Source organism: Myxococcaceae bacterium JPH2 (genome assembly GCA_016458225.1).
Taxonomy (GTDB): Bacteria; Myxococcota; Myxococcia; order Myxococcales; family Myxococcaceae; genus Citreicoccus.
In genome coordinates this window covers 19,737-38,558 of the sequence record JAEMGR010000019.1, presented here as the reverse complement: position 1 = coordinate 38,558, position 18,822 = coordinate 19,737, and the positions used below count along the sequence as shown (strand labels likewise).

Sequence of the window (18,822 nt, the reverse complement as noted above, 5' to 3'; positions counted from 1 at the left end):
GAGGCCCTGGCGCGGCCCGCCACGACCGGGCCAGCGGCTCAAAGGCGCCATGTCTTGCGAAGGCCCTGAAGAATCCGCTCACGATTCTTCGGGGGCAGCCTCTTGAGCTCTCGCGATTCCCACGGCTCTGGGTGTCTGCCCAAGATGTTCTCATTGAACACACAGGCCACCTCATCGCCGGGCTTGGGTTCAGGATGAGAGGACATGAACGGCCCCTCGAAACTCGGAAGCGGTGCGCCGTTCTCCATTTCGACGCGAAAGACCTGCTTGCGCAGCGTCGGGTCCACCACCTCGCCGGCATGGGTCACGCGCCCCACGAGGAGAAGGTTCTTGGGCTCCCGGTATCTCGCCAGGACCTGGTCCTCATCGGCGGGGTCGAAGTAGTGCAGTGAGAACTCGAGCGGACCGCTCTGCTTGAGCTTGCATCCGCGTCGTGACCGCTCGATGGCGTGCGGGCCGACCCAGACCCTGTGCTCGCGACTGCCGACCTCGGGCTTGAAGTCCGAGGCGGATACACACGAGTTCTTGAAGTTCGCCTTGAGCCACCGAACCAGGGAGTTGTACCAGGCCGTCATCGCACCCGCGGTCTTCGGGGGCCATGAGCGTGGTGAGCTGAGCTCTCATTCCGAGCCAATGTGCCACGAGGCTCTGGAAGCTTCAGGCGCTACGCGAACCCAGCGCCGCCTTCCTCCCTCCGCCAATTCCGAGGTCGGCGCTCGACGTCTTCGGGCGGCCTACTGAGCGGTCGCTCGCCGCTGAATCGTGGCATGGCGCGTCAAATCGCGGGCTGACTTCGCCATGACATGGGAATGCCAGAACGCTGGGGCAAGCTTTCCCGTGGCCGGATGCCGCGGCGACTCCTCGGAGCTCCCCATCCATGGAACGTACAGCTCTCAGCGCGAGCAAGGACCTCATCACCCGGACCCGCCCCTTCGCCCAACCCGACGGGGCTCGGGCGCGGTGGAACATCGCCTCGACGGTGCTCGCGCTCGCGGGCGCCATGGTGATGGCCGCCGCCGCTCCCTGGTTGCCGCTGCGCATCCTGGGCGGCGTGCTGGAGGCGCTCATCCTCGTGCGCGCGTTCATCCTCTACCATGACTTCATGCATGGCGCCCTGGTGCCGGGCGCGTCGAAGCTGACGCAGGCGATGTTCCATCTGCAGGGCATCCTCATGCTCACGCCCGCGCGCATCTGGAACGACACGCACAACCACCACCACGCCAACACGGCCCGCCTGTCCGCCGACGCGGCCGGCACCTTCATCACGTGGACCACGGACACCTGGCGCAAGGCCTCCCCGCTGGAGCGCCTGGGCTACCGGGTGGAGCGGCATCCGCTGACGCTCCTGTTCGGCTACGTCACCGCGTTCCTCCTCAACCTGTGCCTGCGGCCCTTCCTGCGCGCGCCGCGTCGCTACTGGGCCTCGGGCGTGGCGCTCGTCGTCCACGTCGCGCTGTCCATCGCGGTGTGGAAGCTGCTCGGGCCGAGCGTCTACTTCACCGCCTTCGTGGGCCCGCTGTTCCTCGGCTACGCGATGGGCGCGTATCTCTTCTATGCGCAGCACAACTTCGACGACGTGAGGCTGCTCCCCGAGGAGCAGTGGACGCACGTCGAGGGCGCGCTCGAGGCCTCCAGCTATCTGAAGTGCGGCCCCATCATGGCGTGGTTCACGGGCAACATCGGCTACCACCACGTCCACCACCTCAACCCGCGCATCCCCTTCTACCGGCTGCCCGAGGCGATGGCCGCCATCCCCGAGCTGAGCACGCCGCACGTCACCACCCTGCACCCTCGTGACATCGCGACGTGCCTGCGGTTGGACCTGTGGGATCCGATCCAACAGCGGATGGTCCGCTACCGCGACGCAGCCGCTGCGGCCTGATCCACGAGGACGCCCACCCAGCGCTCCACTGCCCACCCGCGCCTCCCGCCTGAGGGCTGAGGTGCCGAGGAGGCAGGGGCTCACCCCGTCGAGAGTGCCGCCAGGACCGGTCCGAGGCCTACCTGTTCCGGCACGGCGGGTCCGCTCATTCCGCGGGGGGGTTGGTGCATGGCGGAAGTCCTGGAGGTAGGTCGGCAGCCCACGGTCCGTCCGCAGACGTCCACGATGCGGATCGTCCTCATCTCCGCGGTGGCGGCGCTCGGGGGATTCCTCTTCGGCTTCGACACGGCCGTCATCAACGGCACCGTGGGCGCGCTGGCCACCGAGTTCCGGGCGAGCGCGTGGGCCTTGGGCCTGTGTGTCTCGTCGGCCCTCGTCGGCTCGGCGGTGGGCGCATTCTTCGCCGGGCGACTGGCGGACCACTTCGGACGCACGCGCGTCATGGCCATCGCCTCGGGCCTGTTCATCCTCAGCGCGCTGGGCTCGGGGCTCGCGTTCGCGCTGTGGGACTTGAGCATCTGGCGACTCATCGGCGGATTGTCGGTGGGCATCGCCAGCGTCGTCGTGCCGGCCTACATCGCGGAGATCGCCCCGGCGCACCTGCGAGGCCGCTTGGGTTCGCTCCAGCAGCTCGCCATCGTGGTGGGCATCTTCATGGCGCTGTTGGGTGACTTCGCCATCGCGCGCAGCGCCGGATCCGCGTCCAACCCGCTGTGGTTCGGCATCACCGCGTGGCGCTGGATGTTCTGGAGCGGCCTGCCGCCCGCGCTGCTCTACGGCGTGGGCTCGCTCTTCATCCCCGAGTCGCCGCGCTACCTGGTGGCCAAGGGACGCGAGCAGGAGGCGCTCGGCGTGCTGCGCGACATCATCGGAGACACCGCGCCATCCAAGGTGGTGGAGATCCGCAAGTCGCTGCGCGCGGACCGACCCGCTCGCATGGCGGACCTGCGGGGCGCCCGACTGGGGCTTCAGCCCATCGTCTGGGTCGGCATCGTCCTCGCCGTGCTCCAGCAGTTCGTGGGCATCAACGTCATCTTCTACTACTCCAGCGTGCTCTGGCAGGCGGTGGGCTTCTCCGAGCAGGACTCGCTGCTCATCACCGTCATCACCAGCGTCACCAACATCGTCACCACGCTGGTGGCCATCGCGTGCGTGGACAAAATCGGCCGCAGGCCGCTGTTGCTCGCGGGCTCGGTGGGCATGGCGCTCACGCTGGGGCTGCTCGCCTTCCTCTTCGGCACGGCGCCGCAGGATGCGCAAGGCAACCCCGTGCTGCACGGCGCGGCCGGAACCACGGCGCTGGTGGCCGCGAACCTCTACGTCGTCAGCTTCGGGTTCTCGTGGGGCCCGGTGATGTGGGTGCTCCTGGGGGAGATGTTCCCCAACCGCATCCGCGCGCTCGCGCTGTCACTGGCGGCCATGGCCCAGTGGGTCGCCAACTTCATCGTGTCGGTGACGTTCCCCGTGCTGGCGACCATCGGGCTGGGCTGGGCCTATGGCCTCTACACGGTCGCCGCCGTGTTCTCGTTCTACTTCACCCTTCGCCACATCCCCGAGACGAAGGGCCGAGAGCTGGAGACGATGTAGCGGCTACGCCTTCTTGAACACCACGTAGCCCGCGGCGGGGATGTTCACCTTCGTGTCGGCGCTGCCCGAGAGCGTGGCGCCGTAGTTGCCGAAGTTGCTCCCGCCGTACGCCGCGGCGTCGCTGTTGAGCACCTCCTTCCAGTTCCCCGGAGGCAATGGCATCTCATAGCCCTCCAGGTTCTTCCGGTTGAGGCTGCCCACGACGAGGTACTCGTCGTCCCCCGACTTGCGCGTGAAGGCCATCACCGCGTCGTCGTTGTGCGTGTACACGCGCTTCACCTCCGCGTCCGAGCGGAAGGCGGGGCTGCTGGAGCGCAGCGCGATGGCGTCCTTGTAGAAGCCGAAGCTCTGCCGGCGCGTCACGTTCAGCATCGCGCCCGAGCGCTCGCTCGCGGGAAGCGCGGCGATCTCCGTGAAGAGCTTCGTGTCGTCGGCGGAGAACGCCTGGAACTCGGCGTCCTTGGCGCGGGCCTCGGGCGGCTGCGCGAAGAGGCGCTCGTAGGTGGCCTTGCGCGCGTCGTCGAAGCGCACGCGGCTGAAGTCCACGCCCTTGCCCACCGACTGCCAGCTCCAGTCGCTGTCCCAGGAGGACGGGTTGCCCCAGCGGAAGTCGTTCTGGGCACCGAACTCGTCGCCCTGGAAGAACATGGGGATGCCCGGCCCCGCCAGGCCAATGCCCGCCGCGAAGCGCGCCGCGCCCCGCGACCACTCGTCCGGGAAGTCCGTGGGCTTGGCGCCCTCGGCGGTGTTCATCGTGCGCTGGCCGTTCCCGACCTCGTCATGGTTGGAGATGATGGACAGCGCATGCTTCCAGTCGTCCAGGCCGCGCGGCGCCGTCATCATGGACATGAAGGCATCCATGTCCGTCTTCTGGCCGCGCGCCGCCGCCTGCACGAGCCCCGGCTTGGCGTTGTCATTCACCAGTCGGTGCTGGAACTCGGTGTACCACTGCGCGTCGAAGCCGCCGCCCGTGCCATCCGCCTTGGCGGGCCGCGTGAGATTCGGGTCGTAGTCGAACTGCTCGGCCACGGTCCACGCGTTCGGGTTGACGAAGTGCACCTGCCGGTTGATCTCCCGGAGCATGTCCCAGCCGGCCTTGCCGCCCACGCCCTTGATGGGCTCGGTGAAGTCGAAGCGCAGTCCGTCGAAGTGCAGCTCCTCCACCTGCGACACCGCGTGGTCCACGAAGAGCTGCTTCACCTTCGGGTTGTCATACGCGGGCACCGAGCCCCAGGGCGTGTCGCGCTGCTCGAACTTCCCCGGCTCCTTCGACCAGTTGAAGTACGGGTTGCTCGGGCCGCCCATGTTCCACAGGCCGTTGTAGTCGCCGAAGACGTGGTTGTAGACGACGTCCGACACCACGTTGAGGCCGCGCTCGTGGGCCGCGTCGATGAAGCGCTGGAGCGCCTCGCGCCCCTCGACCCAGCGGCCGTCCTTGTCCTCGAAGCCGAACGAACTCTCCACCGCGAGGCTGTTGACGCCCAGGTAGCCCCAGTTGCGGCTGCCCTCCACCTCGTTCACCGGCAGCAGCTCCAGCGTGTTGACGCCCAGCTCCTTGAAGTAGTCCAGCTTGCCGAGCAGGTCCTCCATGGTGGAGCGGTCCGAGTTGCCCGACTCGCCCAGGAAGCTGCCCACGTGGAGCTGGTACACCACCCACTTCGCCGGGTCCTTCTCCCGAGGCGCCGCGTCATGCTGGAAGCTGAAGCGCGTGGGGTCCACGATGACAGAGCCGCGGAAGGACACGCCGCTGCTCTTCGTCAACACGTCGCTCCAGGGGTCGTTCACCTTGGAGGTGGAGCGCTCGGGGCTGCTCAGCTTGCCGTCGCGGTTCTTGTCGCCCCGAAGCTGGAGCTTGCCGCTCGCGTCCTGGTCGAACACCTGGAACTCGTAGCGAAGCCCCGCGAGCTTGTCCGGATCATTCACGAGGGTGGTCCACGCGCCGCCCTCGTTCGTCATGCGGATGCGCCCATCCGCCTCGATGTTCTTCGACCAGAGGTCGTTGAACTTCCCGCCGCGCAGCGTGTCGATGGCGCCCGCGTCGAAGCCCCCGAGGCGCTCCAGCAGGGCCTGCTTGCTGAGCGGCTTCCCGCTGGGGTCCTTCAGCACCAGATAGGCGCTGTGCGCGGTCTCCGCGTCGTCCACGTCGAAGCGCATCAGGCCCACGGCGCCTTGCGCGTAGCGGTCCACTTCCTTGCCGCGCACAGGGTCCAGGTAGAGCCGATCCAACCCGCGCTGCTCGCCCATCATCTCGCGCGCGTAGGGGTCCGGTCGGTCGCTCGCGGCGCCGGTGGAGTCCACCACCTCGTAGACGTAGGACTTGCCCTCCAACGAGGACCAGCCGCCGTTCACCTGCGCGCTCCAGTTGCCGCCCTCATCGCGCGTCATGGGGAAGCGCTGCTCGCGGCCCTGCGTGTCCGTCACCTTCACGCGCACCTCACGCGCGTCGGGGGCCCAGAGCTTGAAGGCCGCGTCCTTGCCGGAGCGCTGCACGCCCATCTCGTGGTACGTCGTCGGCGCGTAGGACGCGGTGGGCTTGGAGAGATCCACCTTGAGGTTGCCCTCCCCCATCACCGCCCACTGGCCCTTGCCCGAGGGGCCGTCCACCGTCACGCCCCACTCCCAGTTGCGCGGCAGGCCGTCATCCGAGAGCGTCACCGTGGCGGCATACTTGCCGTTGCCCAGCGAGCGCATGGGCACGGTGCCCGCGGACCACTGCGCGTTGTAGCGCCCGTCCGCGTCCCAGCTCCCCTTGAGCTGCGGGTTCGTGAGCGAGCCATGCGGGCCCGCGTCGTAGACGAACGTGATGGTGCGCGGCTGCGGCTTGTCCACCGAGGCGCCGGACTGCACGGACGCGGTCGGACGCGCCGCCGCCAATCCTCCCGTCCCCCCTGACTTCTCGAAGGCATCGCCTCCGCGCGACAGGGGGGCCGGCGTGGACTCGAAGCTGGAGCGCTCCAGGCGCGCGCCCGGCGCGGGGCTCGCCTTTCCGCCGACGGTCGCCGTGGCTTTCCGGTTTTCCTGTGCAGCGGACGGCACCGGGGCCGGAGGGGGCGAGGATGGACGGCGAATCTTCGAATCACTCATGGGGCGGTCTCGAGAAGGCGCACGACGCGGAGAATCGACAGCTTGTCGCATCGAGCCCGCCGAAAGTTGTGTCTCTCCGGTTTGTCCGGAAGAGAAAACTTCCATCACCCTCGCCGGCCGGGCACGGCCCGCAGGAACTGGGGGTCCTTCCAGTCCCAGGCGCGCTCCGGCCGCTCATCCACGTTGGCGGGCGTGGAGTTCCACGCATGGACGGCGAACGAGGTCGAGGCGCGCCAATGGAAGACGACGCTGAAGCCCGCCGTGAGCAGCACCGCGGCGGTGAGCGCTCGATGCTGGCGGGGCGCGTCCAGGAGCGATTGCAGCGGCGAGGCCAGGAAGTAGATGCAGTACGGCAGCACGTCCGTGAAGAAGCGCGGCCCCACCGAGTGCCCCGCCCACCAGATCGGGAACGCGGAGATGGCCAGCCAATGGAGCACGACGATGGCCAGGAATGCCCTGTCGTAGGCCTGGAACTCGCTGCGCCGCATCCGCTGAACCACGCCCACGCCGCTGAGGAAGAGGAACGGCGAGTAGATGAAGAGTCCGCGCGAGGGGCTGATGAGGTTGGCCGCGAGCGCCTGGAAGAAGAGCCCGCCGCTCGGACTCAACCCCTTGGAGTAGTAGGGGGAGAGCAGCGCGCCATACGTGGCCAGGTTGTAGGCGCAGAACGGCAGCGCCACCACGATGGCGCCTCCGAAGAACGCGGGCAGCAGCTTCGGCCAGCGGATCGCGAAGAAGGCCGTGACGACGAGGACCGAGATCGCATTGGTGGGCCGGCAGACGTACGCGCACGCGACGACGAACCCCGCCAGCAAGGCGGTGCGCAGCGTCTGCGCCGGGCGCGCGAGCAGGAACACGATGCACGCGACGGCCAGCAACGAGGGCGCGTGCTGCCAGAGGACCCGGCTGGCGGTGGAGTAGGCGGTGGTGCCGAACGCGAACAGCAGCGCGGAGGCGAGCGCGGCCACGTCCGAGACCTGCCGACGCAGCGCGAGGAAGAGCACCACCACGGCCGCGCTCACGTAGAAGGAGGCGATGAGCTGCTCGGTGCGGTTGTAGAAGCCGAGGTCGACCGAGCCGGTGCCCCGGAACGTGGTCAGCCACTGTTCGAGGTCCGCGCCTCGCTGGCCCCAGTGCGAGAGCTGGGAGCGCGCGAGCGTGAGGGTGCCCTCGGTGGCCGCGAGGAACGGGAGCGCCGCGAGCACGGCGCCGAGCGGATACTCGTAATACGTGTGCCCCGCCACCTCGCGCGTGCCGTGGTCCGTGTAGGTTGTCAGCGTCGGGCGGAACTCGTCGAGGTTGGCGTTGCCTTCATGCAGAAGGCTGGCCGCGGTGGGGATGGACCACAGGGAGTCCGTCTGGATCCGCACCTGGCTGGCGCTGTACGCCGCGAAGACGCCCGCGAAGAGCACGAGGAGGGCGAGCTTCGTCAAGCGCGGCTTGGAGGAAGAAGGCGACGACGCGTCCAGGATGCGGCTCCTTGCGGCGAGATGGGCGGAGCACACTAACAGGATGTGTTTGTGATTGGGCGCGGATTGGGGTTGGGTACGGGGCATGGACGAGGGCTTCTATCCAGACATCCTTGAGCGGGCCGGCCGACAGCCTCGCGAGTTCGGCACGGTGCACCTGCACGTCGAGCCGGTGATCCGCGCGGCCGCGGGCACCCAGGCCACGGCGCGCATCTGGTTGCAGGGCGCGTTCGAGCCCATGACGCCCGCGTCCACGCTGCGGGTGCTCGACGCGGAGACACGTCAGGAGCTGCTGCGCGTCCCCCTTCCCGCGCTGGAGCGCGGGCGCGTGCTGCGCTGGACGCTGCCGCTGCACCTCGCCGCGAGCACACGGGCCCTCCTCTTCCAACCCGAAGCGCCCCTGCCCGAGCATGCCCGGCGCGTGCGACCTCCCTGGCGGCTGTTCGACACGCTGGAGATGACGTCGGAGTCCAAGCTCGACGCCCTGCCGTCCGTTGACCTGGCGCGCGTGGGGACGACGCTCGCGTTCGGCAGGCTGGCCACCCACGCGCTCCTCGGGCCCGCACAGCCCAGCCTCGCGGAGGAGCTGCGACTCAAGCGACACGCCGCGCACGCCCTGCCGGATGGCTTCGTCGCGGAGATCATCGAGGGCGCTCCACCGTCGGCGGACTCACCTGGCTCCGAGGTCATCTGGGAGCCCGGCCAGAAGTTCGACCCAACGCGCTGGCAGGAGACGTCCTCGCCGGGCTCGCGACAGGTGCAGTGCGCGTGTGGCGCCACCGCTCCCCGCGACGCGGAGTTCTGTCCCAAGTGCCTGGGCTCGCTCGAGGGCGCCGTCCCGACCGAGAGCGCGGTGGTAGCCCCGGTGGAACCCGCGCAACTGGCCTCCGAGCCCACGCCTCCGCCCGCCATCGACGAGGACCTGGGCCCCCGGTGCCCTCGGCATCCGCAGGAGGAAGAGACGCGCACGTGTCCGCGCTGTGGCGCCTTCTACTGCGCGCAGTGCCTCCCCGATTCGCTGGAGGCGGAGCGCACGCTCTGCCCCGCGTGCGTGGAGCGCGACACGGTGAAGGACCCGGTGGAGCTGCGCCGCACGCTCATGCGGGACATGGCCAAGGTCCATGGCGGACTGACCACGTTCCTCACCATCACGGTGGCGTTCTCCGTGCTCGCCAACCTCGGACAGGCGAACCAGATGCTCAACGTGGGCCTCGGGGGCATCCTGATCCTCCTGGTCTACAGCGGACTGTCGGGCCTGCTGGCGCTGGTGCGAAGCCCGATCCTCGGCTGGGGCATCTTCGTCATCGATGCCCTCTTCGGACTGCTGCTGCTCTTCGCCGGGGACTTCATCGATGGCAGCGCCATCCTCTTGGTGGCGGCCATCTCCTTCCTGCAGCTCCTGCGAGCACGGAGCCTGGCGAAGCCGGGCTGAGGCCCGAGGTCCTCACTTCGTCGCGGGGGGCGGGACGATGAAGCGCCCGTCATTCCCGAGCCGCAGCCGCGTGACGTAGCGCTGGTGGATGTCCAGGTAGAGGTCCTTCCCATTGGGGAAGAACGTCACCGACGGGACGAGGAGCTGGTGACTGGGCGGCGCGCCCAGGGCGATCCACGCGCGATGCCCATCCGTGCCCAGCGTCACCCAGCGCGTCTCGGGCCGCGGGTTCTCTCCCGCCACGAGCACCTTGAGCAGCAGGATGGCGAAGCGCGAGTCGGGCGAGAGCCACGTTCCCTCCAGGGACAACGTCGTCGCACCGGGGAGCATCGTGGTCCAGCCGTTCACCATGCAGTATCCCTGGGCATGGGGCCTCGCGATGAGGAGCTCGCTCCACGCGGCTCGCCGCGCGGGCGCGCCCAAGCCCACCACTTCCACCGGCCCCGCCTTCAGCGGCAGGGTGCGCTGGAAGAGGTGCTCGACCTGCGACTCGGGCTTGAAGCCCAGGCTCACGGCATCCAGGGAGGCGGTCCACGCACGCGCCCGCGTCTCGGGCGTGAGGTCCAGCTCCAAGCCGGGCTCGTCCGCGATGTCCTCGGGACACTGCGGCAACTCCTTCACGGTGGAGGCGGTCTGAACGGGAGCGGTCTGGAGCGGATCCAGGGCCACCACCGAAGGCGAAGGAGGAGCTGGCCGCGCCACCTGCTGCTGCGACACACACCCGCCCAGGAGCAGCGCTCCGCCCACCACCCACGCCAGTCGCTTCATCGAAAAGTTCCTTGAGGTTCGTTCATCCGGTGCAGCCCGGAGACGCGCGGCAGCATCGCATGAACACGCCTGACAGCGACCCCTCGCACCGCGGGACCTGCGCGCGATGACGCTCCGTCAGTCCGCGCTCGCGGCGAACCGCGTGTCGATGCGCATGGACCGCAGCAGCGTGACGGTGACGGGCGTCTTGCCGGAGATCTCCAGCAGGCGCTCGCGCTGCTCGGCCGTCACGGTGTCCGCGCAGCGCAGGACGCGCTCCACGCGCTCACCGGTGGGCTCGCGCACCAGCTTCAGCCGCACGGTGAGCGTGCCCAGATCCCACTGCTTCTTCGCCGCGTACATCTTCAAGGTGATGGCGGTGCACGCCCCCAGCGAGCCGAGCAGGAGCTGATAGGGCGCGGGGCCTCGGTCCGCGCCGCCGTGCGAGGGCGGCTCATCCGCGACGAACGCATGGACGCCGGTGCGGATGGATTGGGTGAAGCCCTCGCCGCTCTCCACCGTCGCGGCGGCGAGCAGCACACTGTCCGGGTCATGCGCCATGGTGTGTCGTCCTCAGGGGTAGTCGACCGGGGTCGGCAGGTTGTCGGGCAGCGGGATGAACTCGGTCTCGGCGGCCACGGACGGGAAGCGCCGCGCCTTCCAGTCCTCCTTGGCCTGCGCGATGCGCGCCGCCGAACTGGAGACGAAGTTCCACACGATGTGGCGCGGGCCATCCATCGGCTCACCGCCGAACAGGAGCACGCGACTGGGCTCGGTGGCGCGCAGGCGCACCTCGCCCTTGCGCGCGAAGACAGGCATCGAGCCCGCCTCCAGCGTCGCGGCGCCCACCTCCACGCGACCGCTCATCACGTAGGCCGCGCGCTCGTCATGGTCCGCCTTGAGCACCACCTCGGCCCCCGCCGCGAGCACCACGTCCACGTAGAACAGCTCGGACAGCGTGGGCACCGGCGAGCGCAGGCCGTGATGCGTTCCGGCGATGAGTCGAAGCTGGACGCCGTCCTCCTGCACGACGGGGAGCGACGCCGCGGGGAAGTGCGCGAACGACGGCTCGCGCTCCTCTTGCGCCTTGGGCAGCGCCACCCAGATCTGGATGCCGGAGAGCGACTTGCCGCCCGCGCGCTCCGGGGCGGGCGAGCGCTCCGAGTGGACGATGCCGCGCCCTGCGGTCATCCAGTTCACCGCGCCCGGCTCGATGCGCTGCACGCTGCCCAGGCTGTCGCGATGCAGGATGGCGCCCTCGAACAGGTACGTCACCGTCGACAGGCCAATGTGCGGATGCGGCCGGACATCCAGCCCGTGCCCGTTCTCGAACACGGCGGGGCCCATCTGATCGAAGAAGATGAACGGCCCCACCATCTGCCGCTGCGCCGCGGGCAGCGCGCGCCGGACGGTGAAGCCATCTCCCAGGTCCCGCGTCCGCGGAACGATGACCGTCTCGAACGGCCCAGCCTCATCCATCCCCATGTCATCCCGCCTTTCCTCTCGCGACGCCGCGAGGCTCCCAGCCCCAGCTGGGAGGTCCACACACTAGAGCCGCGTCCGCATCACTTGGGCATCACGCCCAGCGCCTTGGCCATGGCCAGTGCGATGCCCAACAGGCTCTCTCCCGCGATGACGCCCGCGCTCACCGGCAGCAGCGTGGCCTCGGCCAGCTTGGGCCGCGTGCGCCGCAGCACCTCGGCGATGGCCGCGCCCGTGAAGAAGGCAATGGAGCTGGAGCCCGGCAGGACGATGGCCAGCCCGAAGCCCGAAGCGGAAGGAATGTAGGGCTTCAGGGTCGCCGGCGCCCAGCGCTCCAACAGCACCAGCGAGATGCCCAGCGCCGAGCCGCACAGCGCGCCGATACGAGCCGTGGGATGCAGCGCGGACACGCCCGTGGCCAGCAGCTTGGACACGCTCGCCCACACCATGGCGGCGGGCGCCGGGAACTGCTCGGTGCCCAGCACGTCCGCGGTGGGAATCAGGAGATGGAACGCGGGCACCACCACCGCCGCGCCCGCCACCACGCCGAAGAGCTGCGCGAAGAACTGCTGGCGGGGATTGGCGCCCAGCAGCCAACCCGACTTGAGGTCCGTCAGCAGATCCGCGGCATGCAGCCCCACGCCGCCCGTGGCGTTGGCGCTCATCACGTTGGCGGCGATGTTGCCGGGAGCCAGCGCGCCGAACATCAGCTGCGTCACGGGGCCCAGCGCCTTGGTGGGCGTGGTGTCCGTCTCGCCCGTCACGCGCGACGCAATGATGCCCATCACCACGGAGAGCGGCAGCGCGAGCACGCCGGCCCACCACGGAATCTGGAACAGATAGGCCATCAGCACCACGGCGATGGGCCCCAGCACGAGGAAGCCCAGCGGGAACCACGAGGGCGGGCACTCCACGTCCGCCAGCGGATCCACCACCGCCGAGGCCGAGCCCTTGCGACGCAGCAGCCCCGTCAGGGCCGAGAACGAGCGCGCCACGCTGCGCCACTGGAACGCGAAGGACAACACCCCCGAGGACACCAGCAGCGCCGAGCCCGTCCACAGCGCCCAGCTGTTGATGGCCTTGAACGTCACCGCGGGGATGGCGCCCTGCAGCACCATCTCGGGCGCGAGGAAGCCGTACGTGAGGATGGCGCCCAGGAGCATGGACCAGCCCGTCTTGAAGCTCACCAGCGCGCCGGCGCCAATCAGCAGCAGGCTGAAGTCGAATGACAGCGACCAGTCACTCGCCTTGCGTCCGAGGATCTCGAACGGGAGGCTCACCTTGTCCGGGATGTTGCGCAGCCAGCGGAAGCGCGCCTCGCGCAGCGTCACCAGCACCGCGCCCACGACGCCCGCGAGGGTCAGCAGCCGCGCCTTGCGCTTGGCCTCCGCGTCATGGCCGTGCAGCGTGCGGATGGTCTCGGCGGTGGCAGTCCCCGTGGGGAACGGCAGGGCCTCGATGTTGATGAGCTGACGCTTGATGGGGATGGCCGCGAAGACGCCGAGCGCGGAGACGACGACGAACCAGAGCACCAGCCATCCTGAGGACGGCAGCGTGCCCGTGAGCATGAGCAGCGCGGGGACCGCGTGCATGTTGCCGCCGCCCGTCATGTAGCCCGCGGCCGAGGCCACCGAGCCCATGGCGTTGTTCTCCAGGTCGGTGAACTCGGCGCGCAGCACCCGCAGCTCGCGCAGCGTCCCGAACACCACGAAGGCGAGGATGCACGCGGTGATGGTGACGCCCAGGCTCCAGCCCGTCTTGAGGATGACGTAGAGGTTGGACAGGCACATCACCGCGCCAATCAACATGCCCGCGATGACCGCCCGCACGGTGAGCTGACGCGCGCCGCCGCGGTACACGTGCTCCAGCCAGTAGCGCTCCGGATCCTGCGCCGCATCCCCAGCGGCTGGCGGCGTGGACGGTGCGGCGGATGAGGCGTGAGGCTGGCTCGGCGACGGGGAAGGCTGAGTCATGGGGGGCGCGACGATAATGCAACCCCTCCATCAGGACGAAGCATGTCCCGCCCCCCCGTCGATTTAACGCCGGGTCGGCCGCCCACCGACACCCCGGGCGCGCGGCGCGGCGCGCCAGGGATGCCCGGGAGGGGATGCTCAGAGCCGCTCGATGATGGTGGCGATGCCCTGCCCACCGCTGATGCACAGGGTGACCAGCCCGGTGGACAGGCCCCTGCGCTCCAACTCGTCCAGCACCGTCCCGAGCAGGATGGCCCCCGTCGCCCCGAGCGGGTGGCCCAGCGCGATGGCACCGCCATTGACGTTGACCCGCTCGGAGGGCAGCCCCAGCGCGTTCTGCGTCTGGAGGACGACGGCCGCGAAGGCCTCGTTGATCTCCCACAGGTCGATGTCCCGCACGTCCATCCCCGCCATGCGCAGCGCCTTCCGGGACGCGGCCGCGGGCGCCGTCAGCATGATGACGGGCTCGCTGCCCACCGTGGCCATGGCGCGGATGCGGGCGCGGGGCTTGAGCCCGTGCGCACGGACATGGTCCTCGGAGGCGAGGACCACCAGGCCCGCGCCATCCGCGAGCCCGCTGGAGTTACCCGCCGTGTGCATGTGCCGGATGGAGCCGGCCTGGGGATAGCGCGCCAGGGCCAGCGCATCCAACGTCTCGCCCGCCGCGCCCGCCTCCGAGGCGCCCAGCGCCACGAACGAGGGCTCCAACCGAGCGAGCGCCTGCTCCGTCGTCCCCGCGCGAGGCGTCTCATCCGAGGAGAGCAGCACGCGGCCGGTCTCCGGGTGCACGATCGGCACGAGGCTCCGAGCAAAGCGACCCTCCGCGATGGCGACCTCCGCCCGCTGCTGTGAGCGCAGCGCGATGGCGTCGATGTCCTCGCGGCGGAAGCCCTCGAGCGTGGCGATGAGGTCCGCGCTGATGCCCTGGGGAACCTGGAAGTGCCGCGCGCGCAGGTGGGCATTCCCCCCGTCCTGACCGCCTCCGTCCGAGCCCATGGGGACGCGGGACATGCTCTCCACCCCGCCGGCGACCACGAGCTGCTGGGCGCCCGACATCACGCCCATGGCGCCGAAGTTCACCGCCTGGAGCCCCGAGCCGCAGAAGCGATTGAGCGTGGTGCCCGTCACCTCCTGCGGCCACCCGGCGGACAGCACCGCGTTGCGCGCGAGGTTCGCGCCCTGGTCTCCCACCTGTGACACGCAGCCGAGAACCAGGTCGTCCACGTCCTCGGGCCGCCACCCCTGCCGCTTCGCCGCCGCGACCAGGAGCTGGGCCACCAGCTCTTGAGGATGGACGTCCGACAGCGCGCCCTTGCCCTGCTTGCCCCGACCTCGGGGCGTACGAATGGCGTCAATGATGTATGCGTGACCCATGATGATGCTTCCTCCTCAGCGCTCCGTGCTCGGGAGCGAGAAGCCTCTCGTGGCGGCCCGGCCATAGGCGCGGCAGGCCTTCAGGATGTCATCCGACAGCGCGGTGCCCTGGACGGCGCGCGCCAGGCTCAGCCCGCCGTACATGAGCGCGATCATCGCCAGCGCACGCTGCCCCCGAGGCGCCTCGGGACTGGACTCGTGCAAGGGCGCGAGCGCCTCCGCATACGCGCGCAGCTCCTCCTCCAACGTGCCCACGAACTCCGTGTCGCCCGTGCTCAACTCGCCCACCACGGCGGGCAGCGGACAACCCTGCTCCGGGTGGTCACGGTGCGCGCGGGACAGATACCGCCCGAGCAGATGCGCGGCGCGATCGCCCGCGCCCTCCGTCGCCGCCACGGCCTGCGCCCACATGCCCCGGAACGTGGCGCGGAAGGCCTCGCGCACCAGGTGCTCCTTCGAGTCGAAGTGCGCATAGAAGCCGCCGACCGTGAGGCCCGCGCCCCTCATCACCTCGCCCACGCTCGTGCCCGAAATGCCGCGAGAGCGCAGCAGGCGCCCCGCCGACGCGAGGATGTCCCGATGGGTCCGCTCCTTCTGCTCCGCCTTCGCGCTCATGTCATCGCCTCACGTATTACGCAGATAATATTACGAACATCATTCGTCAAGGGACGACGAGCCCTGGCCCTTGGGGTGGCGCCTCGGGACGACCGGGATTTGCGCTGGGAAACGAGTCCCCGGGGGAGCCGTGGCTCGACCCTCGGGGACAATCAGGACTTGCGCTCAGCGCCCAAGATGGCGCCGAGTCCTCACGAAACGCTCAGCCACCCACCTGCACCGCGTGCCCGCCCCAGGTGCCCACTTCCGCGGCCTCCACGAGGAAGTCCGCCAGGTCGGCGCGAGAGATGGAGCCGGGCACGGGCTCGATGGCCGTCTTCTTCACGTAGCGCTTGAGCGCGGGACCTCCGGTGAGCCGGCCCGGCCGCACGATGACCCAATCCAAACCGCTGTCGCGCACGAGCTGCTCCTGGCGCACATGGTCCTGGAAGGGAAGCTTGAGGATGAAGGAGACGAGCAGCGTGCGCATGACGACGTTGAGCAGCTTTTGACTCTCACCGGTGCCAATGGCGCTGAGCACCACGAGGCGCCGGACGCCGTGTGTCTTCATGGCGTCGATGGTGAGGGCCGTGCCCTGGGAGAAGTAGTGAGGGTTCTCCTTGAAGCCCTTGAGCGACGTGGAGGACGCCGTGACGATGACCGCGTCGTGGCCCTTCACCACCGCGTTGACGGAGTCCTTCTGGTGGAAGTCCCCCGCCACGCGGGTGAGCCTCGGGTGCTCCAGCTCCAGCTTCTGGGGACTGCGGGCGAATGCCGTGACGTCATGCCCTCGCGCCAGCGCCTCTTTCACTGCCAACGCGCCCGTTCCCTGCGACGCACCGATGACCAGGACTCGCATGCGGCCTCTTTGCTGTGTCGAGAATCGGGCGGACCGTAACGCCCTGCCCTATCCCTCGCAACACGAGTGAACCGGGTGCGGTGACACGGATGGGAGGGCGCGGTGTTACCTCGACCGAGGAGCCCGGTCCGAACATGGAGCCCCATCCCCATCTGCTGCTGGTCGAGGACGATGAACGTCTCGCGGGGTTGATCCAGACCTTCCTCCGAGGCCACGGCTTCGAGGTCCGCTGGATGGCCGATGGACCGAGCGCCCTGCGCGCGCTCGCGGAAGCGCCACCCGCGTGCATCATCCTCGATGTGCTCCTGCCCGGACTGGATGGGCTCGAGGTGTGTCGGCGAGCCCGCGAGCACTTCACGGGCTTCATCTTGATGCTCACCGCGCAGGACGAGGACATCCAGGAGGTGGTCGCCTTGGACCTGGGCGCCGATGACTACCTCACCAAGCCCGTGCGTCCCCAGGTGCTGCTGTCTCGGCTGCGAGCCCTGCTCCGGCGCGCCGCGCGGGGAGTCCCCGAGGCAGCCTCCCGTCACGTGCTCGCCGATGCGACCTCGGAGCGCGCATCGGGGGCCCTGCGGATCAACGGCGTGCTGCGCACGGTGACGCGCGCCGGTGCCTCCGTGGAGCTGACCGACGCGGAGTTCGACCTGCTGTGGATGCTCGCGCGCCGCGCGCCCGATGTCCTCTCGCGCGATGACCTCCTCGCCGAGCTTCGAGGCATCGAGCATGACGGGCTCGACCGCTCCATCGACATGCGCATCTCCAAGCTGCGCCGGAAGCTCGGCGACGACGTGCCTCCCCACCGACTCATCCGGACTGTGCGCGGGCGGGGCTACTTCCTCGCTCCGGAGTAGGCCCCATGAACACGCTCACCGCCGCCACACTCCAGCCCCTGCGCGGCATGTTCGCGCGCGTCTACGCGGGCGTCTTCGCCGCCAGCCTCCTCGCGTTCCTCTTGATGACGGTCTCGGCGTCGACGCGACTCACCAGCGCGGAGCCGCCGGATGCCCACCTCGCCGCGCAATCCCGAGAGAGCGCCGCCGAGGTGGAGCGACTCACCGAAGGGCTGCGCTGGCTCATGGAGGAACAGCTCCGCGCGCGCCCCGAGCAGGACCGGGCCGCCCTGCTGCACGCATGGCAGCCGCACTTCCGCTATCCGCTCTCGCTCCGCTCACTGGACGAGGTCCTCGCCCTTCCCCTCCCCGCGCTCACTCGCGAGCAACTGAGCACGGGAAGGGCCGCCGCCTGGTACCGCGCCCAGGGCGCGCTCGGGGACACCGTGGAGGTGTTCCAGCCCCTGCGCGACTCGCGTCAGGTCCTCGTGCAGACGCTGCACATCGGGCCACCGCCGGACAAGGTGGTCCTCTTCCTCATGCCGGAGATCGCCACCCTGCTGCTCGTGCTGGGCGTGGCGGTGCTCGCGCTGACCGTTCCTCTCTACCGACACGTTCGGCGACTGGCCTCCACCGCCGCGGACCTGGGCGCGGGGAACCTCCGGGCCCGAGCGGAGACCCGACTCCCCGAGCCCTTGGGTCATCTGGCGCGGACCTTCAATGGCATGGCGGAGCGGCTCCAGCGCATGACCGAGGAACAACAGGCGACCCTGCAAGCCATCTCGCATGAGCTGAGGACCCCCATCGCCCGGCTGCGCTTCGCCATCGAGCTGGCCCGAGACACCGAGGAGCCCGCGTCGCTCCACACGCGCCTGGGGGACATGGATCGCGACATCGACGAACTCGATGCACTGGTCGCTGAGCTGCTCACCTTCACGCGCCTGCACTCCGAGGCCCCGCCATTGGAACGAGAGCGGATGGACCTGACGGACCTCGTCCATGACGTCATCACTTCGCTCGCGCCGTTGACGCCCCACCTGCGGATCCATCCCGCGCCGCTCGGGCCCATGTCCTGCGTGGGGTGCCCGCGCTATCTGCGCCGCGCGCTGAGCAACCTCGTCCGCAATGCCCAGCGCCACGCGCACAAGGAGATCCGCGTGGAGTGGGCGCTGCGGGACGACCACTGCCTGCTGCACGTCGACGACGACGGACCCGGGATTCCGCTCCCCGACCGTGAGCGGGTCTTCCTCCCCTTCACGCGCTTGGACGACAGCCGGCAGCGCAAGACAGGAGGCCATGGGCTGGGACTGGCCATCGTCCACCGCGTCATGCAAGCGCACCAGGGGCGCGCTCAGGCGTCTCGTGCGCCCCTGGGTGGCGCCCGGATCACCCTGTCATGGCCGCGGCATTCGGTGACGAGCGCTGACAATCGGTGACGCACGCGCGACACGACTTCGACGGTCACGCATCGCCGTCGCTGCCACCTTGCGCCTTGCCCGAACTGCT

At 69.5% G+C, this 18,822-nt stretch carries 15 protein-coding genes; 5 read left to right on the top strand and 10 right to left on the bottom strand.

Annotation, left to right across the window (positions count from 1 at the left end; translation table 11 throughout):
• Positions 1–38 precede the first annotated feature (38 nt).
• Positions 39–575 (bottom strand): hypothetical protein, encoded by a 537-nt coding sequence (locus JGU66_25655; protein MBJ6764175.1) that lies wholly within the window; start codon positions 573–575, stop codon positions 39–41.
• 302 nt (positions 576–877) lie between these two features.
• Here JGU66_25655 and JGU66_25650 point away from each other — a divergent pair, with 302 nt between their 5' ends.
• Together JGU66_25650 and JGU66_25645 are read left to right on the top strand one after the other, a co-directional pair.
• On the top strand, positions 878–1,882 hold the full coding sequence (locus JGU66_25650) for a fatty acid desaturase (GenBank protein MBJ6764174.1): 1,005 nt from the start codon (positions 878–880) through the stop codon (positions 1,880–1,882).
• A gap of 168 nt (positions 1,883–2,050) precedes the next feature.
• Positions 2,051–3,469 (top strand): sugar porter family MFS transporter, encoded by a 1,419-nt coding sequence (locus JGU66_25645; protein ID MBJ6764173.1) that lies wholly within the window; start codon positions 2,051–2,053, stop codon positions 3,467–3,469.
• A 3-nt stretch (positions 3,470–3,472) separates the two neighbouring features.
• On the opposite strand, the gene JGU66_25640 is transcribed toward JGU66_25645, so the two are convergent.
• Positions 3,473–6,553, bottom strand: coding sequence for an alpha amylase C-terminal domain-containing protein (locus JGU66_25640; protein MBJ6764172.1), 3,081 nt, complete (start codon positions 6,551–6,553; stop codon positions 3,473–3,475).
• A 104-nt stretch (positions 6,554–6,657) separates the two neighbouring features.
• The gene (locus JGU66_25635) at positions 6,658–7,986 is read right to left on the bottom strand and encodes a hypothetical protein (protein ID MBJ6764171.1); all 1,329 of its coding nucleotides are present in this window, start codon (positions 7,984–7,986) and stop codon (positions 6,658–6,660) included.
• A 121-nt stretch (positions 7,987–8,107) separates the two neighbouring features.
• Here JGU66_25635 and JGU66_25630 point away from each other — a divergent pair, with 121 nt between their 5' ends.
• Complete coding sequence (locus tag JGU66_25630) at positions 8,108–9,454, top strand: hypothetical protein (GenBank protein MBJ6764170.1); 1,347 nt, start codon at positions 8,108–8,110, stop codon at positions 9,452–9,454.
• Between the two features lie 12 nt (positions 9,455–9,466).
• Here JGU66_25630 and JGU66_25625 read toward each other — a convergent pair whose 3' ends face one another.
• From JGU66_25625 to JGU66_25595, 7 genes are all read right to left on the bottom strand, one after another.
• Entirely contained in the window at positions 9,467–10,222 is a 756-nt protein-coding gene (locus tag JGU66_25625; GenBank protein MBJ6764169.1) for a hypothetical protein, read from the bottom strand.
• A 117-nt stretch (positions 10,223–10,339) separates the two neighbouring features.
• On the bottom strand, positions 10,340–10,762 hold the full coding sequence (locus JGU66_25620; GenBank protein ID MBJ6764168.1) for an OsmC family protein: 423 nt from the start codon (positions 10,760–10,762) through the stop codon (positions 10,340–10,342).
• Between the two features lie 12 nt (positions 10,763–10,774).
• Entirely contained in the window at positions 10,775–11,686 is a 912-nt protein-coding gene (locus tag JGU66_25615; GenBank protein MBJ6764167.1) for a pirin family protein, read from the bottom strand.
• A gap of 80 nt (positions 11,687–11,766) precedes the next feature.
• Positions 11,767–13,656 carry an OPT/YSL family transporter gene (locus JGU66_25610; protein MBJ6764166.1) on the bottom strand — a complete coding sequence of 630 codons (1,890 nt, stop codon included), beginning with the start codon at positions 13,654–13,656 and terminating at the stop codon, positions 11,767–11,769.
• Positions 13,657–13,794: 138 nt separating this feature from the next.
• The gene (locus JGU66_25605) at positions 13,795–15,030 is read right to left on the bottom strand and encodes an acetyl-CoA C-acetyltransferase (protein ID MBJ6764165.1); all 1,236 of its coding nucleotides are present in this window, start codon (positions 15,028–15,030) and stop codon (positions 13,795–13,797) included.
• 15 nt (positions 15,031–15,045) lie between these two features.
• Positions 15,046–15,645 (bottom strand): TetR/AcrR family transcriptional regulator, encoded by a 600-nt coding sequence (locus tag JGU66_25600; GenBank protein MBJ6764164.1) that lies wholly within the window; start codon positions 15,643–15,645, stop codon positions 15,046–15,048.
• A 202-nt stretch (positions 15,646–15,847) separates the two neighbouring features.
• Complete coding sequence (locus JGU66_25595; GenBank protein MBJ6764163.1) at positions 15,848–16,483, bottom strand: SDR family oxidoreductase; 636 nt, start codon at positions 16,481–16,483, stop codon at positions 15,848–15,850.
• 134 nt (positions 16,484–16,617) lie between these two features.
• On the opposite strand from JGU66_25595, the gene JGU66_25590 reads away from it, so the two are divergent.
• Together JGU66_25590 and JGU66_25585 are read left to right on the top strand one after the other, a co-directional pair.
• Positions 16,618–17,337: a response regulator transcription factor gene (locus tag JGU66_25590; protein MBJ6764162.1), complete on the top strand. Its 720-nt coding sequence runs from the start codon at positions 16,618–16,620 to the stop codon at positions 17,335–17,337.
• Positions 17,338–17,342: 5 nt separating this feature from the next.
• Entirely contained in the window at positions 17,343–18,752 is a 1,410-nt protein-coding gene (locus tag JGU66_25585; protein MBJ6764161.1) for a HAMP domain-containing protein, read from the top strand.
• The last annotated feature ends 70 nt before the right edge of the window (positions 18,753–18,822 follow it).